This is a genomic window from Pseudomonas sp. SWRI179, from assembly GCF_014268705.1.
In the GTDB taxonomy this organism is placed as follows: Bacteria; Pseudomonadota; Gammaproteobacteria; order Pseudomonadales; family Pseudomonadaceae; genus Aquipseudomonas; species Aquipseudomonas zanjanensis.
This window is the reverse complement of sequence record NZ_JABWRA010000025.1, coordinates 1-17,596: the sequence shown is the minus strand read 5'-3', so window position 1 is coordinate 17,596 and position 17,596 is coordinate 1. Positions and strand designations below refer to the sequence as shown.

Below are 17,596 nucleotides of genomic sequence, written 5' to 3'. Positions count from 1 at the left end.
ATGAACAGACTCAAGCGTTTAATGGCCCCAGCCGTGTGCGCCGCGCTGCTTTGCGGCGCTGCCCAGGCCGAGGAGCGCACCTTGCGCGTCTACAACTGGTTCGACTACATCACGCCCAAGGCCCTGGAGGATTTCAAGGCGCAGAACAGCCAGGTCAAGCTGGTCTACGACATCTTTGACACCAACGAGGCCCTGGAGGCCAAGCTGCTGACGGGCAACTCAGGCTATGACGTGGTGGTGCCGTCCAACGTGTTCCTGGCCAAGCAGATCGAAGCCGGGGTGTTCCAGCCCCTGGACCGCAGCAAGCTGCCGAACTGGAACCACCTCGACCCCAAGCTGATGAAGCTGATCGAAGCCAATGACCCGGGCAACCAGTTCGCCGTGCCCTACATGTACGGCACCATCCTGATCGGCTTCAACCCGGACAAGGTCAAGGCCGCCCTGGGCGCCAACGCGCCGGTGGACAGTTGGGACCTGATCTTCAAGGAAGAGAACATCAGCAAGCTCAAGCAGTGCGGCGTGGCCTTGCTTGATTCGCCGTCGGAAATACTGCCCCTGGCCTTGCAGCACCTGGGCCTGGACCCCAACAGCAAGAAGCCGGCGGACTACGCCAAGGCCGAAGCACTGTTGCTGAAAATCCGGCCTTACATCACGTACTTCCACTCGTCCAAATACATGGCCGACATTGCCAACGGCGACATCTGCGTGGCGGTGGGCTATTCCGGCAGCTTCTCCCAGGCCGCCAACCGCGCCAAGGAAGCCAAGAACGGCGTGACCGTGGACATGCGCCTGCCCAAGGAAGGCGCGCCGATCTGGTTCGACATGCTCGCCATCCCCAAAGGGGCGAAGAACCCGGGCGACGCCTACACCTTCATCAACTATTTGCTGCAACCCCAGGTGATCGCGCCGGTGAGTGATTTTGTCGGTTATCCGAACCCGAACAAGGACGCAACCGACATGGTTGACCCAGCGATCCGCGGCAACCCCAACCTGTACCCGACCGAGGCGGCCATGGCCTCGCTGTATACGTTGCAACCGTTGCCGAGGGACGCCGAACGCGCACGTACGCGGGCCTGGACACGAATCAAATCCGGCCAGTGACCCTTTAGCGTCGTTTCATGATGACGCTATACATAGTTACCGCCTTTCCTGTTTTGGCGCCCTCTAGCATCTGGAACCCGAAGCCTTCGGCCTCGGGTTTTCCATTTATTGCGAAACAGGAAGATGAAGATGGCACTGCCTACCACCCCGGATCCGACGCCCGACGCGCACGCCCAAGAGGCGATAATCAATCAGTTGCTCTCAGGCCCCAACTACCCGGAAGTGGCTGCCGAGCTGCTCCGAGAGGAATTGATAAGGTTATATCCAACGTTGGATATCGATCCTCACACCACCGTTGTCATCACGCCGGCCTGGGACATGGTCGGCGACGAGATTATCCAGCGCCCCTCACGTTATGAAACGCTTGCCGCCATTATCGCCGCCCGAGTGGTCACGAATGATTCGGTGTTGTTCATTGACGGGCTGCATTTCCTGGCCCGGTTGCCCATCACCTTCCCCGAAGTGCATCTGCCCGTGCGTATCGACCAGGTCGGTCGAGTCATCAATGAACTGGTGCCCGCCGTCCTGCCCGCCTACCAGGAACAACAGCTGGCCTACTGGAACATCCCTCAAAGGGAGTCCGGGCCGCGCTGGCACCAGTTGTCCAAAATGTTACGAAAGTTCTGGAATGTCGACCAAGTTGAAGGCTGGACCTCGACAGAGTGCGAGATGGCCCAGCGGTTATATTTATATCCCGACCGAGAATTCAGGAAAACCGCGGATCCCTATGATAGCCACGCATACCTGGTCGACATTGACGATGTAGATGGCGATAACGTGCGCCCGCTGGAGGACAACTCGATCATGGTCTTGATCGGCCAGATCGACAACAAGGAGGTCATCCTCACCCACTCATTGCTTAACGGCTATGAGAAATTCGACTCCAGGCAAGCGCTGGGCCAGTCGCTTCTGCCTTACCTTGGGCCCATGAGCGCTGGAAAAAAAATCCGCTGGCGACTCTATGAGCCCGCCGGGGATATTTTTGACAGCAAGGCCTGCGGCATCATCGCCATGCAGGTCAAGATCCTGGGTTCTCCGCATATTCTCACCGATATAACGTCCGACGAAGACGAACAACCTTCCACTCAAGGCTTGAATGCCAAGGATCCGGAAAATGAATGGTTCAAAAGACAGGTACCCCTCTGGCTAAGGAATGCATCGATCTCCGACCAGACCTTGTTTGCGCAATACCTGCGCAACCTATCAGCGCTGAGCAGTTCCCAAGAAGGCAAAACCTACCTGGACGACATCCCGTCCATCCAGCACTACGCCTCCAATGCGCTGAAAAAGCTGATGACGTTGGAACACGACGAAGCCTCCACGCTGGACTTGGAAAAAATCGAGGTAGAGGTACGCAGCCCGGTCGTGTGGGGCAGCTTCGTCGTTCCCGGCAAAATCGACACCACCCGGTTCAGCCTCGTTGAGCTTGCATTACAGAATCTGATCGCGATTCCGTCCGGCAACAAAACCGTCCGGTCAGCCGATGGCACTCAGCTCCCCCGGTGGATGACGGTTGAATACATCGAGGATCTCATTACCCGAATCGATGTGGGCAAGGTTTACCCCGACCTGATCAAGCGAAAATTGCTGGACGACCCCACGGAATCCTCCCGTCGCGAACGCTTGTACACGACCCAGTTACGCCTTCAACTGCCAATGCTCGCGCTGGAAAGCAAATTGCGTGGACGAGACAACCTGGATGAGCTGGGTTGTCGGTATGTCATGGCATTGATGGAGGTCGAGCAAGCTAACCAGTACGTCGATGGGCAGCGTGTCGTCCTGCGCAAGTTGGCTTTCGTGCCGGAACTGCAACTGGGCAACTCAGAAGACATCGTTACCAATATGTTTGTCATTGGTGCACTGGATCAAAGTGCCGGGCCCTGCTTGCTCTATCGTCCATTGCTCGAACCGCAATTGAGCCAGTTCCCGTCGTTCAGCAACCTGTTATATGCAATCAGGCAAACGCCTTCGCTACGCCAGTCGGTCCTGGCCTGGCTGACCGACGACGCTCGTGTGACTTACAGCCGGTACGTTTTTCCAGGCCCACTGCCGTCACCCTGGGCCGCCGTGGAATTTGCGTTTGACTCGCTCACCTCTTTTTCCTACAGCGGGCCGGTCAGCCTGGCAGAAGAAACCATTGGGCCGGATGTGCTGTCGTTCCTATTCAAGGCCAATGCCAACGCCATGGTCGAGCTTGCCAACCGGCAATCGATTTCCAACAGCGAAAGCCGCTGGCAAGCGTTCAAGCAGACGGGGTGGTTGATTTTCAATCTGGCCCTGCCTTACCTGGGTACCGCCGTAGGCACGGCAACCTGGCTTTGGCAGATCCTGGATGACCTTGAACAAATCACACAGAGCGATGAGCAATTCGACAGCCAAGCCAAGTGGGAAGCGTTCGCCGACCTGCTGTTGAACATCGCATTGGCCACCGTCGATTACGCCATCGAGCAATCCAGGCAATCCAAGCGCGGTCGCCGGAGCGAGGCGCCGGAAACCTTGCTGGTGCCACCGAAACTGCCAAGGCCTGAACTTGTCATCGAAAAGCTCGATCCGGTTACCAGCACAGAGCTGCCGCTCGAACACTATGAAACCGTCCATACCAGCGGTGCCTTGATGAGCAGATCGGCGGACGGCGCGAAACAGCTCGAACCTTTCAGTGTTCCTGTTCCCAAGGAACTGGGACAACCCAGGACTGACGGCGCGCTGCAAGGGTTGTATGAACAGGGCGGAAATTGGTACGCAAAAGTTGCGGACCAATGGTTCAACGTGGCCGTGGACGGGGATCAGGTCTCGATCATCGATGCGACGGATCCCACACGCAAAGGACCCGCATTGTGGCTCGATGCCTATGGGATGTGGCACATCGACACGCGCTTGCGTTTGCGCGGCACTGGCTCCAAAGGTGCCCGGCAAAAAGTCGTCGCGCAGGCAAGACGCCGCAGCATCCAGCTGTTCGCCGAGTTGAATCAGTTCGAGGCGCGGAAGAAACAGGATCAGAAACTCCTGACCATGGAAGCGCAAGCATTCAACCAAGCCTCGGGGGCGGCCCGCGACATCAGGCGCGACGCCTATGTCGGCGCCCTTAAGACACAGCGGGAAAGCTATGAGCAAGCGCTGAAGATCCTCACCGAATGGCCCGTGTTCCAGTCCAGGACCGACAGTCCTCGGACCCGGCTCGGCTACCTGAACGCGCAGATAAACTTCACCTTTGCCGAGATAGACGCGCTCCGGGAACGCTTCACCCCAGCCATGAGCAAAGGCTTGGGCATGATCACGTCTGGCGTGGAAGTGCTTGAACAGCATCATGTTGCCGCCGCCGAAGAGATGATCAGCGTCAGTGATGACATGATCGAACGCCTGGACTACATGGAAACACGCTTTTCCGGACTCAAGCAGTTGGGGCGTGAAGGTTTTGAGTTCGTTCGCCAGCACCGGGGAAAAATGCCCAGCTACAAAAGCGATGACCTGCGGCTTATCCAACTGGATATGTACCGCCATCTGTGTCTTTCGCTCGACAGCGTAAACACGATGCCCGAAGGCTGGGCGGAAATTAACCGGATCGTCGACAACGCCACGGTGGCATTCCAAAGCCTGCGCGACGCCATGGATGAGCGAAGCGTTATCCGGCTGGACGAACAGATCGATGCCTTCGGCAGTCTGACCGAACAGTTCGCAGCCATCGAGGAGCACCTGGACTATCTGAATCGCGAATACAAGGACAGCGCCAGTCCCGGGCAAATCGCTCGAATGCGCACCAAGATAGGCCTTCATAAAAAGCGCGCCTTGCGTCACTTGGCCCGCGCGCTCGACGAGCGAAGCAATCGGCGCAGCACCAACAGCCCTCACGAACAACGGCCCGCGCCCAGGAAAAAATTCATCAGGGCACGCTTCTGGGGCTTGGTCAGTGGCGAACCGCGCTTATCCCAAACGAGGGAAGCAACCGATTGGGTTGACGTGAAAAATCCATTTTCGGACAAGGTCATTATCACCTTCCACCGCAAGGAAACCGGCGAATGGGCACCCCACGTGATGCCAACCGCACCATCGGCCGTCCCAACACTTTCTATCAGCCTCAGCAAAGGCCAGGCCCTGATCGACGGACTGCCGGCATTCAAGGCGCAGCTAGAACAGGAGCTGAAACAGCCTGACCGAACACCCGCCGGTATCGGCATGATCCTGTCTTCCCATGCCGGCAGGATGGAGAACGTCGGCGTCGCGATCAGGAAAGCGCTCGACCAGGTGGAAGGTGTCGTTTCCAACGAAACGATAGAAATCTCCGAGCAAGACCGGCGCACAGCCGAATCCTTGCGCTTGCGGCTGAAACAGGAATCGCAGGCTCTGTATCGAGAGGAGCTCCAGACACTCCTGGCGATCATCAAGCAAAGCCCACCCACGATGGGCAGCGTCTTGTGGCTCAAGGAGCGGAACCAGATCGTCATCACCAAACAGATCAACCGGCAACGCAGGAAGCGTCCGCCTTACGGCTACCTTGACCGATACGAGATCAAGGATCAGCAAACCGGCAAAACGCTGTGGTTCGCAGACTTCCGGTATTCAACGGACTGGATAGCTGCCCGCACTTTCCTCTCTGCACGTCTCAAGACCTTGGAGCAAATCACCCAGGAAACATCGGTCGACCGCAGCGAAGAGCTCACTCAACGCCAATTGATCGACCTTTACCGCAGCGAAATCGCCGTGGACCAGGCCCAGCAAGTATTTTTCCCCAAGGAAAGGCCGTAGAAGCAAAGCCGGGCCATTGTGCGGATGGCCCGGCACCCGGCATTCAAATGTTCCACGCCTTCGCCAGGCTTGCCAGCGCTTTGCCGATCGCCATGGGCGGGACGGCGGCAAAGCCCAGCACCAATCCGCCGGCGTTTTGCGACGGGGCGGTTCCAGACAGCCAATAGTCACTCAACCCATTTATTTCCACGCCGGCGCCGGCCGCCTGCGCGATCAGCTCGCGCTCACGTTCGACACTGCTCACCGGCACCGTCATGTGCAGCCCCGCCACGACCGAAGGCAGCGGCCCCACGCCTGGGACCGCCTCGGGCCACCCTAGCAACAAAGCGTCACGCCGAGCCAGGGCGGCCCTGCGCATACGCCGGATATGCCGCTGGAAATGCCCGGTGGCCATGAACTCTGCCATCACGGCCTGGGTGCTGACTTCGGAGTGGCGTACGTCCACCGCGCGGCGTCGGGCAAAGGCGTTGACCAGGCCTGGCGGCAGCACAAGGTAGCCCAGGCGCAGGGCCGGGAACGCCACTTTGCCGAACGTGCCGACGTAAAGCACACGGCCCTGGCGATCCAGGGCGGCCAAGGGCGCCAGGGGCGCGCCGCTGTAGCGGTACTCGCCATCGTAGTCATCCTCGACAATCCAGCCATCGTTGCGCTCGGCCCAGGCCAGCAGTTCCAATCGCCGTGGCAGGCTCATGACGACCCCGGTGGGATATTGGTGGGACGGCGTCACGTAGGCCAGCCGACAATGGCTCAGCGCACCGAGCGCCGTGCAGTCTAAGCCCTCGCCATCGACCGGCACGCCCTTGACGTCGGCACCGGCCACGGCGAACGCATGCCCGGCCGCGCGATATCCGGGGTTTTCCACCGCCACGACATCGCCCGGATCCACCAGCAGCTGTGCACAAAGGCTAATGCCCTGCTGGGCGCCACTGGTGATCACAATTTGTTCAGCCGTGCAGTGCAGTCCTCGAGAGCTGCGCAAGTACGCCGCGACCAGCCCCCGCAGGCGTGCATCCCCTTGCGAATCGCCATAACACAGTTGCTGCAAGTCCGGCTTGCGCCAGAAAGCCGCATTCAGCTTGGCCCAGACGTCGAATGGGAACAGATCGAACGCCGGGACGCCGACCCTGAACGCTCGCGGTGGGCCACTGGGTGGCTGGGGCAAATGGTGTTTTTCGACGCGGTTCAACGCGCCGCTGTGGATAACTTTACTGGATGGAACCACAGGCAAATCGAGCCAATCTGTGGATAAAGTTGTGGGTAAACCTGTTGAAAACCCTGTGGATACTTTTGTGGATATGTTTTTCAGGGGCAAGGTCGCCGAGGACAGTTTCGCCACGTAAGTCCCGTCACCCACCCTCCCTTCGATGAAACCTTCGGCGTAGAGCTGGTCGTAGGCCCGGACCACGCTGTTGCGCGAGATCGACAAGGCCGTCGCCAGGTCACGGCTGGCCGGCAGGCGCGTGCCGCTGGCCAGGCGTCCGTCCAGCACCCGGGCACGCAACGCCTGGTAAAGCTGACGGCTGAGCCCATGACGGCGGTCCAATTCGATGCCGGCGGGGTTGAACGACAGTGGCGGCGCGGCGTTGTGCATGACAGACCTCGTGAATGGACCTACCAAATTGGCCGGAAGTGGCTCTTACAACAGACCAATAGCCTGCCTAGGATGCTTGCATTCGCCAAGGAAAATCATCATGTACAACCCCAAAGCCTTTGCCGTCGAAGACCTGCCCCAACTGCAGCAGATGATGGGCGATTGCCGCCTGGCCGTATTGGTTACCCACGGTGAGCACGGTTTGCAGGCCAGCCATTTGCCGCTGTTGCTGGACACGCAACAAGGACCGAACGGCAGCCTCTACGGGCACATGGCCCGGGCCAATCCGCAATGGCGCGACCTCGAAGCCGGCGCCGAAGCCCTGGTGATCTTCGCCGGTGCCGAGGCCTACGTCAGCCCGGGCTTCTACCCGAGCAAGGCCGAACACGGCAAAGTCGTGCCGACCTGGAACTACGTGGCCGTACACGCCCACGGCTGCGCCGAGGTGTTCAGCGACGCGCAGCGCCTGCGCGACCTGGTCGGCGCCCTCACCGACCGCCACGAAAGCGCTCGCGCACAGCCGTGGAAAATCGATGACGCACCGGCCGAGTACATCGACAGCATGCTCAAGGCCATCGTCGGCTTCGCCCTGCCGATCCAGCGCCTGGAAGGCAAGCGCAAGCTCAGCCAGAACCGCAGCCCCGCGGATGTCGCCGGGGTACGCAACGGGCTCGCCGCCAGCCCCGACCCGCAGGACCGGGCCCTCGCCCACCTGATACCTGAACAATCGTCCCAGGAGTGACCATGAGCCAACTCGACATCCGCCGCGTCAGCGCCGACGATCACGCCGCCTGGCTGCCGTTGTGGCAAGCCTACCTGCGCTTCTACAACACCCAATTGCCGGACGTGGTGACCCAAACCACCTGGCAACGCTTGCTCGATGACAGCGAACCGACCCATGCTGCCCTGGCCTGGCAGGGCGACACGGCGGTGGGCCTGGTGCACTTCATCTACCATCGTTCGAACTGGAGCATCGAGAATTCCTGCTACCTGCAAGACCTGCTGGTAACGGAACAGAGTCGTGGCACCGGTGTGGGTCGCCAACTCATCGAGTTCGTCTACGCCACCGCCAAGGCCGATGGTTGCTGCAAGGTGCACTGGTTGACCCACGAAACCAACGCCACGGCGATCCAGCTCTACGAGCGCATCGCCGAGCGCCCAGGCTACATTCAATTTCGCAAAGCCCTTTAAGGAGCGCCGCATGTCGACTTCACTCGCTGATTGGAAAGGTGTCCCGGCGCCCTCTGCACAGGTGCTCGAAGGGCGTTTCATCCGCCTGGAAAAACTCGATCCGGCTCGGCATGCCGATGGCCTGTGGCAAGCCCTCGAAGGCCCCGGTGCCGACCCGAAACTCTGGGATTACTTGCCCTATGGTCCGTTCAAGGATCGCGGTGCGTTCGACGCCTGGCTGGACAACCATGCGGCCAACGTCGACCCGTATTTCTTCAGCGTGATCGACCGTGCCAGCGGTGAAGTTCAAGGCATTCTCAGCCTCATGTCGATCGTCCCGGCCCAAGGTCGCATCGAGATCGGCCACGTGACCTTCGGCGCGCCGATGCAGCGCTCGCCGAAAAGCACCGAGGCAGTCTATCTGCTGGCCAAGGAATCTTTCGCCTTGGGTTATCGTCGCCTGGAATGGAAGTGCAACAACGGCAACGCCCGCTCCAAATATGCCGCCGAGCGCTTGGGTTTCACCTTTGAAGGGGTGTTTCGCCAGCACATGGTGGTCAAGGGGCAGAATCGCGACACGGCATGGTATTCGATGCTGGATTCGGAATGGCCGGCGATCAAGACCGGGTTCGAACAGTGGCTGAGCGAGGACAATCAGCGCGACGGTGGGCAGGTGCGAGGGCTGGCACAATGCCGATCTGACCGTTGACGGCCACCCGCCCCTCATCACAAGCCGGTTTGTGATGAGGGGTGCGAGCGTCTACCCGTTGCTTGCCAACTCAGCTGTCGGGTTTATCTTCCCTGGGCTTTGTGGTCTTGATCGCTCCGAACGGCTTGAGCGAATCCGGGGTTACTCCTTCCCTCGCATATCGCCAGGCCCATTCAGGTATCGCCAGGTGGCTTTCCAGGTACAAGGCGAAATCCAGGCGGCTATGGCCCAGGCGATCGGTGGGGAAATCAAAGTTATACAGATATTGCTGGGAGCGGCTCTGGCCAAGGCCGAATAAATTTCGAACGATCCGATTGGCGCGCGCCTCTTCCGCGCTCAGCCCGACCCCCAAAGCCAAGGCAAAGTTAAGCTCGGACGTTAGCGCTCCAGGGTGCGCCAGCGCGCGTCGTATGTTGGCATCGCTGAAATAGGGGCCGATCAACTCGTTCCAGATTTGCAGGGCGTTATTTCTTGGGAAACGTTGCATCGCAGCCCACAATCCAGGGGTGGCGAATAGCAGCGAAACCCGCGCATTGGAAACAGGCTGCCCCACCACGCTGAACAACCTGGCGACAGCAGGGATATCGAAGCCCCTCATGTCACCTCGCGCGCCTCCCAGAAACCCCATGAAGCCAGTGATGCTTTTTTGGTGAGTGACAATCGAGAGTACATTCTGGTCGTTGAACGACTGCATCCAGCCGATATCAAGGAAGCCGTCCTCCGATATTTCTGCGTAACGGCTATTGGCATATCCAGCAATCAGTCGAAGCCGCTCATTGGATAATGCAGGGTTACGCAACCAGCCGGCGAACACGCTGATATCCAGGTCGCCGCCCAATGTCCACGAGAGGATAGGGGATGCCAGAAGAATATCTGCCCGTACCTGCAAATCGGGAAAACGCCTGAGGGCCAGGCGGTACAGGTCACTCGTCCTGTCCGCTGACTGGTATTTCACATACGATTCCAACAGTTCGCCTTGGTCAATGACGGTTTCACCTGTCACTTGCTTTATTTTTGCTTGCAAGTCCTCCAGATCATCGTCGGTCACCAGCCTGGCACTATCCACCAACTCTTCAAGTTCATCGTCGTCAAGTTGACCGTGCGTGGCTTCGTCGAACAAGACGAAAGCATCATCGGAAAGAGGGTAGTTCCATGACAACTCCCGCGAGGTAACACCGTACTCCAATAAGATATGGAGCTGATTGGCCCGCAAGACCAGGTACGGGTCCTCGAGAAATTCGTCGATATACCGATACTCGACGGGCTCCAGAAGAGTGCTCTCAAGAAAGTTTCGTAAGGACTGCCTTTCCGGTGCAGATAAGGGGCCATGCCATTGGCTTAATTTCCCTGGAGATCGGGCCGACAAATGACGTGCGATCATTTGCAGGACTTCCGCTGGCAACACCGTATTTCCTGCTTGATTAAGCACCCTCCGATTTAAGTTATCGATATAACGATTCAGATACTTAATGAGCGGTTGGAATAGCCGATGCGGATTCGGCGCACCATGAATGATGCGTGTCAGATCGCCGAATGCGGTCCCGCCCATGAACTCTTTAAGAGAGGCTGCATTTTCAAAGAGCGCTTGCTGCTCGCCGGAAGCGTGGTGCGCCGGCAAGTAGTGACTCAATTCTGGATGCTGCTCGATGTAGTCGGCCGCGGCATTGCGTAGCCCTTGTATGGAAAATGTCCCCTGCGCCTGCCCTTCATTCAGCCCTTGGGCAACGGCATTGAAAAAGCAATCGCCATCGGCGGGGATGTCCACGACACGGTCATCCAGAATCAAGGTGTAGTGATTCTGTGCCGTTCGGCTCAAAACAATATCGCTGCTCGCTTCATCCGGGTGGTAGCGCATCGGATAAATGCTTTCAGGTTGCCCCGGGGTATAACGCACCGACCAATAATGACTTGCCGAGATTTCATCCCTGATCATCAGGCTGCGGTTTTGTGGCCAATTCGGTAGACGAGGCATGATCGCCGGGACCAGATCCATGATTTGATTATCCCAACTGCCGGACATACGAATTGAGTCGGAAACACGCGACAGGGCCGGCCTCTTGGGTTTGGAAGGCCCTGGTTGAGGCGACGTCTCCCCCGGGCGCTTTCCACCGCCCTGGCCAAACCCCACGGCACGCCATTCGCCATTGGGCATTCGTGCCACGGTGCTCCTCATCACGCCGCTGGAGCGGATGCTCAAGCCCGTCAACGGGTCAACGAGGGTTGCCTCGGTGGCGTTCAAGCGGGTGTGATCGTGCACTCGGAAAACCGTTCCATCGGGCTGCCGCACATAGACAGGACGAGTCACACTCCCCGTGACATTGTTCGTGAGGGAGGGGCGATAGAAACCTTGTGCGTCTGCGCTAACGCCTTGAATCACAGAGCCATCCGTCACCGCATAGCGACGGTAGAGTGCCTCCTCCAAGGGGAGCCCTGCCAGCGTTTCGTCCTGCGTGACACTGTCGGTGAGGGTGGGGCGATAAAATCCTTGTGCGTCTGCGGAAACGCCTTGAATCGGAGATCCATCCGCCACCCCATAACGACGGTTAAACGCGTCTTCCACCGGGAGCCGTGCCAGCATTTCCCCCTGGGTTTGACGCGCCGCCGCAAGCACGAACGAAGGCTCACCCCGCAAATAAAGCATTGCGCCATAAACAGAGCGACGCCCTATGCGCCAGGCGAGATTATGCACACGCAACAGGGTGGCCAGGTCCATCGGTATGCCTGTCCTGAACGCCCTGTAGCCCACCTCCACCGCACTTTTGAGTAATCGAAAACCAGGCGTGAAAAGCAGGCCGACCAGATCCATCACGCTTTCGACCGCTGCCATGCCGACCCTCAAAGCCGTCTGATGCGCTATCTCCCGATTGCTGGTGGAGCGGTGGTCCGCGTACGCGCTGTGAAAGTTGACGTGCGCCCGGTGATAGGCGTCAAGAAAATCAGCGGTGATCAGCAGCCCTCGAATCAAAGGCCGACTGCGGTGCTGCCCCAACAGTTTTTTTATCTCCTCTTCGTCGGCACTGGCTATGCGTGAACGGAAATACGCTTGCCACTCTTCCAACTGCAGCAGTCCAGCGACCCCGTCACTCAAATCAGAAAATTCATGCAGGTCCTCCCCCTTTGGGCTGTCGGGAAAGTAGACACCCACAGCTCCCTTGATCACCGGCCCGTCCTGATCGGTAAAAATCAGCGCGCCATCGATGCTGACCGCGCCGCCCATCGTCCCGTTCTGTCCTCCAACACCCACGCTTCCGCCCAATAAAAGACCATAGACGTGAACCCGTCGCCCAAAGACCTGCGGACGTACTTGTGCCGACGGCGATTCCAAGATTGCTCGCAGCCAGAGAGCGAGCTGTTTTCTGAGTCTTGGCGGCTTGAGCGTCCTGTCCAGTGCCTCAGCCTTGAAGACTGCGCTTCCCTTGAGCGTCGCCTCGTATCGCTTGAATTTCAGATTGGCCAGGTACGCTGCCTGCCACGCCGCTTTATAGGCCGGTTTATTCAGTTCTTCGCGAAGCAGAACTTCATAGGTCCCGCCGACATTGAGCGTTGTCGCCATTTTTGCAAGCTCAGGCCCCGCCAACGTGATCGGTAGACCGGTGGCCGGGTGCCGGATACGTTCGCCCTGTTGATCGACCAAATAGACTGTCGTTACTTCCCTCATTGCATTCGGATATTGGGGCGAACGGACATTGTCGAGCATCAACTGGGTCAAGCTGGTAATACGGGAGTTCCTGGGATCGACGCTTTTACCAGAGAAAAGCGTGATCATCGTTTTGTCCGGATCAGGTTCTATGCTCGCGTGCACCGTTTGCTTGAGAAAGCGTTTAATCTTTTCGCTGGCGAACCGTTCCAGTTTCTGAACGCCATCGCCCAATCGATAGGCAGCCCCCATCACCCTTCCTTCCAGTTGGCGATAGTGGGCTTGCTGCAAAGGTGCCGCGGTTTTATAAAAGTGGGGACGGTTGTTTTCAATCCGTGTACCCACACGCACAAGCAGCGGCAGGACGAGGGATAACATCGGCAAAACCAGCGCATCCTCGAGATTCTTCGCAAAGGTTCTCACCGCAATCGTCGCGTTTTCCGGAGCACTCAAGGCTCTCTCCAGAGCAGCGCCTTGAATCTGCAGCAGCTCTTCTGCCGCGACATCGAACACATGCCCGATGAGCTCAGAGGATATGTCCCGAATCGCCCGTACTTGCTCCTTGTAGAAAGGCCTTGTTTGCTTTTCCAGCGCTTGAAAAGAATCGAACCGCTGCAACCCGAACTCCAGAGAGTAAAGGAACAACTCCTGTCGGTCCGTTCGCTTGATAACCATTGCAGCGGGCCATTTCTGGGGGGGCTCGTCTCCCATGTCGAGTGTGACGGCATAAACATAGGGAATGGGCGCCCGCATCAATCGGTTTCTTTCTGCCTTGCTCGGGTGAGTCGTGATGATATCCAGCAAGCGGTCTTCCTCGACCTGTTGGATTCGCGCACTTTCGATCGAGGGGGACACGGTGTTCCGATCGGCTTTGTACAAGTCGAAGAAATGTTGGAACCGCTGGTAAAGCAGATGGGCGAAGGCCTCTTCCATCGTCGAGGGCGCGGTGGTATCAGGCGAGCCGTTCAATGTCGTACGGGTGCGAAACAGGCTGAGTTCTTCACGGAACTGACGCTTCACTCTGTCCTGGGTGGTTGGGTTGGCGATGTAAAAGGCCGATGCCATGGCCGTTAGCGTTCGCGTATCCGCCGGGCCGACGAGCAGGCTGTCGGCCTCGTCCACGCTATCCGGACGAGAGAAAAACCCCACCCCTGCGGAGAACGCAGGAGGTGTATCCGTGAGCAAACCATCCCATAAGACCTGGGTAAAACTCCGCGAGGACGTTAACGAACGCCTACCGCTCGAATCCAGGATGAAGTGATTTACATAGCAGTCATCCGGGTCCAAGCTCGAAAGTTGTGTGTTTCGAAATTCCTGCTCGGCAATCCCGGCCTTGATTGTGCTGATCAGCAGGTTCTTGATCACGGTGTCGAAGGTGGGAAGGCCGGCAAACAAGCGAGCCAGGTTTTCCTGATTAATGTTCAGTAGCTCTAGTTGTCGGATCTGCTCTCTTGCCTGGACGCTGAGCGTATCGTCTCGAGCGCCCACCTCCGTGTGAGGAGACGGCCCAAGATCCTGGGAACCCGCTGGGCTTCGAATACTCTCGGGCAAAGGGGGGTTGTTGGATTCATTTTCTGGAGCGAAAGGCATTTGACTGTCCAAACTGTGATTGGAAAGTTCAAAACCTATCGCACCGTTGAATCGGAAATGACATACATATGTATAGCGAGGCGCTACGATTTTCGAAGTGATCGTAAGCTCATATGTAAGGCTTCTTTAGGCACCCTTGTGGGGGTGGGCTTGCTTGCCCACCAGACGCCAACCGACTCAGCCCAGTCGCTGCGCCAAGACCTCGATATGCTCCGGCCCGATTCCGCAGCAGCCACCCAGGTGGCTGGCCCCGCGCTTGCGCCAATCCGCTGCCCATTGCAGATAACCCGGTGGGTCGAGGTCTTCGCGCAGCGGGTCCAGTCCGTCGTTGGCTGTCGCTTCCTTCGGTTGCGGCGGGAAAGCGTTGGCGTAGGCACCTATGTGGATCTTCACCCCCAGGCGCTCGAAGGTATCCCGCGCCGCATCGATGGCCGCGCCGATCACTTCCGGTTGGCTGCAGTTGAACAGCAGCACCTCGACGCCCAGTTCCGCCGCGACCGCCGCCGCGTCCGCCACCGGTTCGCCGGATCGCAAGCGTGGCACTTCATCAGTGTCTTCGTCTTTCAGGGTAAACGATAGCCAGAAAGGCTTGCCGTCCTTCGGCAACCCGGCATGAATCGCCCGTGCTTCGACCGTGGAGCTTTGGGTCTCGGCCAGCCACAAATCGACGTGGGGCGACAGGCCGTTCACCAGGGGCGCCAGCAGTTCACTGGCGCGGGAGGCGTCGAACAGATCCGGCCGATAGGAACCGAACAGCGGCGGCAGCGACCCGGCCACGCGCACTGCTTTGCCTGAAGCCTCCACTGCACGCCGGGCCAACTCACCCGCCAGCGCGGCCAGGGCCTGGCCTTCTTCGGCGAAACGCGCCTCGCCAATATGAAACGGCACCACGGCATAGCTGTTGCTGGTGATTACGTTGGCGCCGCTGGCAATGTAGGCCGCGTGCACAGCCTCTACCGCCTGCGGCGCTTCGCTCAAGGCCAGGGCCGACCACTCGGGCTGTCGGAACGGCGCGCCACGGCGTTGCAGTTCGCGGCCCATGCCGCCATCGAGAATGACTGTCGTTGCTGAGCCCATATGCGATTCACTCATAAGCTTATGAAAAATACTCACTACCGGAGTTGTTCTTATAACTATTTAATACGCACCATTCAGCGAACTACAACTTATTTTTCTAATCAGGGCCTTCACATGAAACTACAACCATTGCTGGCCCTGGGCCTGACGCTGCTGGCCGCCTCTTCGCAAGCGCTTGCCGGTGCCACGCTGGATCGCATCGAACAGAAAAAAGAACTGGTCGGCGTGTTGATGGAAAGTTATCCGCCCTTCTCGTTCCTTAACGATCAGAACCAGCTCGACGGTTTTGACGTGGACGTCGCCAAGGCCGTGGCGCAGAAGCTGGGCGTAAAGCTGCGCCTGGAAACCCCTTCCTGGGACGTGATCGCGGCCGGCCACTGGAGCGGGCGCTATGACATCTGCATTTGCTCCATGACGCCGAGCAAGGCACGCGCCGAAGTGTTCAATTTCCCGGTGCAATACTACGCTTCGCCAGCGGTGATCGTAGTCAACGCCAAGGACGATCGTATCCACGGCGCCAAGGACCTGAGCGGCAAGAAGGTCGGCCTGACCAGCGCCTCCAGCTACGAGAGCTACCTGAACAAGAACCTGGTGATCGAAGGCGCCGAGGATACCCAACTGAGCTATCCGTTCGAGGACGTGCAGATCGCCCCGTACGATACCGACAACGTGGCCTTCCAGGACCTGGGCCTGGGCGCCGGGGTGCGCCTGGACGCGGTGCTGACCAACCTGGTGACCGCACAGCCGCGCCTGACCGAAGACAAGCGCTTCAAGCTGGCCGGCGAAGCGCTGTATTCCGAACCGAACTCGGTGGCCATTGAAAAGGGCGACGCCCAATGGGACAGCAAGGTGCGTGAAGTCTTTGCCCAGTTGAAACAGGACGGCACCTTGAGCAGACTCTCGCAGAAATGGATCGGCGCCGACATCACCCAATGACTTCTTTTCCACCGCCTCAGCCACCGCCACCGGTGGCTGAATCACGCCTGCAAAAAATCTTCGGTTTCCGCACACGGTTGTATCTGACCTGGGCGGTCATGCTGGTGCTGTTCGCGAGTTTCTTCCTGAGCTTCGACCTGAAGTTCTCGATCATCCTCGACAAACTGCCAAACCTGCTGGGTGTGCACCTGGCGCCCAATGGCTTTTTGCAAGGCGCGGTGCTGACGTTGTTCCTGTGCCTGTGCTCGATCGTCGCGTCGTCATTGCTGGGCTTCATCACCGCCCTGGCGCGGCTGTCCAGCAGTGCAGTGGCGTTCGGCATCGCCAGTTTCTACGCATCGTTCTTTCGCGGCACGCCGTTGCTGATCCAGATCCTGCTGATCTACCTGGGCCTGCCGCAACTGGGCGTGGTCCCCGGCGCCATCGCCGCAGGGATCATCGCGCTGTCGCTTAACTACGGCGCCTACCTGAGCGAAATCTTCCGCGCCGGCATCCTTGGCGTCCCCAACGGCCAACGCGAAGCTTCCCTCGCCCTGGGCCTGAGCGAAACCGTGATCTTCTGGCGCGTCACCCTGCCCCAGGCCATGCGCACCATCATCCCGCCGACCACCAATCAATTCATCTCCATGCTCAAGGATTCCTCGCTGATCTCGGTGATGGGGGTTTGGGAGGTGATGTTTTTGGCGCAGTCTTATGGTCGTTCCAGTTATCGGTATATCGAGATGCTGACGACGGCGGCGATTATTTACTGGTTGATGTCCATTGCGTTGGAGCTGATTCAGGCGCGGATGGAGCGGCATTATGGGAAGGCTTATCTGAATAATCGTTGAGTCGGGGTTTTAAGGTTGGTGGGTATATCCATTGCTGTGGTAACGGCCACTTAGGGTTTCGCCCTGACGGCGAGTCACTTTCGAAAAGCCCGGAAGCCGGCCCAGTCGAAAGTAAGCAAAACGCTTTTGCCCCACCACTTGGCACCTCGCCTAGGCTCGGTGTGCCCTCACTCCTGCATTGCTCCGTGGGCCTCTCCACAATGCCTGCGTTCGGC

The 17,596-nt window shown here is 58.7% G+C and carries 10 protein-coding genes; 7 read left to right on the top strand and 3 right to left on the bottom strand.

Going from position 1 to position 17,596, the window contains the following annotated elements:
* The gene (locus HU767_RS15745; RefSeq protein ID WP_186729937.1) at positions 1 to 1,101 is read left to right on the top strand and encodes a polyamine ABC transporter substrate-binding protein; all 1,101 of its coding nucleotides are present in this window, start codon (positions 1 to 3) and stop codon (positions 1,099 to 1,101) included.
* A gap of 129 nt (positions 1,102 to 1,230) precedes the next feature.
* Positions 1,231 to 5,841 (top strand): DUF6543 domain-containing protein, encoded by a 4,611-nt coding sequence (locus tag HU767_RS15740; protein ID WP_186729936.1) that lies wholly within the window; start codon positions 1,231 to 1,233, stop codon positions 5,839 to 5,841.
* Positions 5,842 to 5,884: 43 nt separating this feature from the next.
* On the opposite strand, the gene HU767_RS15735 is transcribed toward HU767_RS15740, so the two are convergent.
* Positions 5,885 to 7,432: a PLP-dependent aminotransferase family protein gene (locus HU767_RS15735; protein WP_186729935.1), complete on the bottom strand. Its 1,548-nt coding sequence runs from the start codon at positions 7,430 to 7,432 to the stop codon at positions 5,885 to 5,887.
* A 100-nt stretch (positions 7,433 to 7,532) separates the two neighbouring features.
* Between HU767_RS15735 and HU767_RS15730 the strand changes: the two genes are divergently transcribed.
* The 3 genes from HU767_RS15730 to HU767_RS15720 are packed head-to-tail and all read left to right on the top strand — an operon-like array spanning position 7,533 to position 9,311.
* Complete coding sequence (locus tag HU767_RS15730; protein WP_186729934.1) at positions 7,533 to 8,174, top strand: FMN-binding negative transcriptional regulator; 642 nt, start codon at positions 7,533 to 7,535, stop codon at positions 8,172 to 8,174.
* Positions 8,175 to 8,176: 2 nt separating this feature from the next.
* Positions 8,177 to 8,623: a GNAT family N-acetyltransferase gene (locus tag HU767_RS15725; protein ID WP_186729933.1), complete on the top strand. Its 447-nt coding sequence runs from the start codon at positions 8,177 to 8,179 to the stop codon at positions 8,621 to 8,623.
* Between the two features lie 10 nt (positions 8,624 to 8,633).
* Positions 8,634 to 9,311, top strand: coding sequence for a GNAT family protein (locus HU767_RS15720; protein WP_186729932.1), 678 nt, complete (start codon positions 8,634 to 8,636; stop codon positions 9,309 to 9,311).
* A 70-nt stretch (positions 9,312 to 9,381) separates the two neighbouring features.
* Here the strand turns inward: HU767_RS15720 and HU767_RS28845 are convergent, their stop codons facing one another.
* Together HU767_RS28845 and HU767_RS15710 are read right to left on the bottom strand one after the other, a co-directional pair.
* Positions 9,382 to 14,538: a DUF6543 domain-containing protein gene (locus HU767_RS28845; protein ID WP_238349481.1), complete on the bottom strand. Its 5,157-nt coding sequence runs from the start codon at positions 14,536 to 14,538 to the stop codon at positions 9,382 to 9,384.
* A 177-nt stretch (positions 14,539 to 14,715) separates the two neighbouring features.
* A complete protein-coding gene (locus HU767_RS15710; protein ID WP_186729931.1) occupies positions 14,716 to 15,615 on the bottom strand; it encodes a homocysteine S-methyltransferase family protein in 900 nt (299 codons plus the stop codon).
* 114 nt (positions 15,616 to 15,729) lie between these two features.
* Here HU767_RS15710 and HU767_RS15705 point away from each other — a divergent pair, with 114 nt between their 5' ends.
* On the top strand, positions 15,730 to 16,551 hold the full coding sequence (locus HU767_RS15705) for an ABC transporter substrate-binding protein (protein WP_186709612.1): 822 nt from the start codon (positions 15,730 to 15,732) through the stop codon (positions 16,549 to 16,551).
* Complete coding sequence (locus HU767_RS15700; protein WP_186709614.1) at positions 16,548 to 17,381, top strand: amino acid ABC transporter permease; 834 nt, start codon at positions 16,548 to 16,550, stop codon at positions 17,379 to 17,381. Before HU767_RS15705 ends, HU767_RS15700 begins: the two co-directional genes overlap by 4 nt.
* Positions 17,382 to 17,596: the final 215 nt, after the last annotated feature.

Bases quoted from the DNA above. Each gene is read 5' to 3' on its own strand.
- HU767_RS15720 (WP_186729932.1), top strand. From the start codon at position 8,634: ATGTCGACTTCACTCGCTGATTGGAAAGGTGTCCCGGCGCCCTCTGCA.
- HU767_RS15700 (WP_186709614.1), top strand. From the start codon at position 16,548: ATGACTTCTTTTCCACCGCCTCAGCCACCGCCACCGGTGGCTGAATCA.
- HU767_RS15730 (WP_186729934.1), top strand. From the start codon at position 7,533: ATGTACAACCCCAAAGCCTTTGCCGTCGAAGACCTGCCCCAACTGCAG.
- HU767_RS28845 (WP_238349481.1), bottom strand. From the start codon at position 14,538: ATGCCTTTCGCTCCAGAAAATGAATCCAACAACCCCCCTTTGCCCGAG.
- HU767_RS15705 (WP_186709612.1), top strand. From the start codon at position 15,730: ATGAAACTACAACCATTGCTGGCCCTGGGCCTGACGCTGCTGGCCGCC.
- HU767_RS15710 (WP_186729931.1), bottom strand. From the start codon at position 15,615: ATGGGCTCAGCAACGACAGTCATTCTCGATGGCGGCATGGGCCGCGAA.
- HU767_RS15735 (WP_186729935.1), bottom strand. From the start codon at position 7,432: ATGCACAACGCCGCGCCGCCACTGTCGTTCAACCCCGCCGGCATCGAA.
- HU767_RS15725 (WP_186729933.1), top strand. From the start codon at position 8,177: ATGAGCCAACTCGACATCCGCCGCGTCAGCGCCGACGATCACGCCGCC.
- HU767_RS15740 (WP_186729936.1), top strand. From the start codon at position 1,231: ATGGCACTGCCTACCACCCCGGATCCGACGCCCGACGCGCACGCCCAA.
- HU767_RS15745 (WP_186729937.1), top strand. From the start codon at position 1: ATGAACAGACTCAAGCGTTTAATGGCCCCAGCCGTGTGCGCCGCGCTG.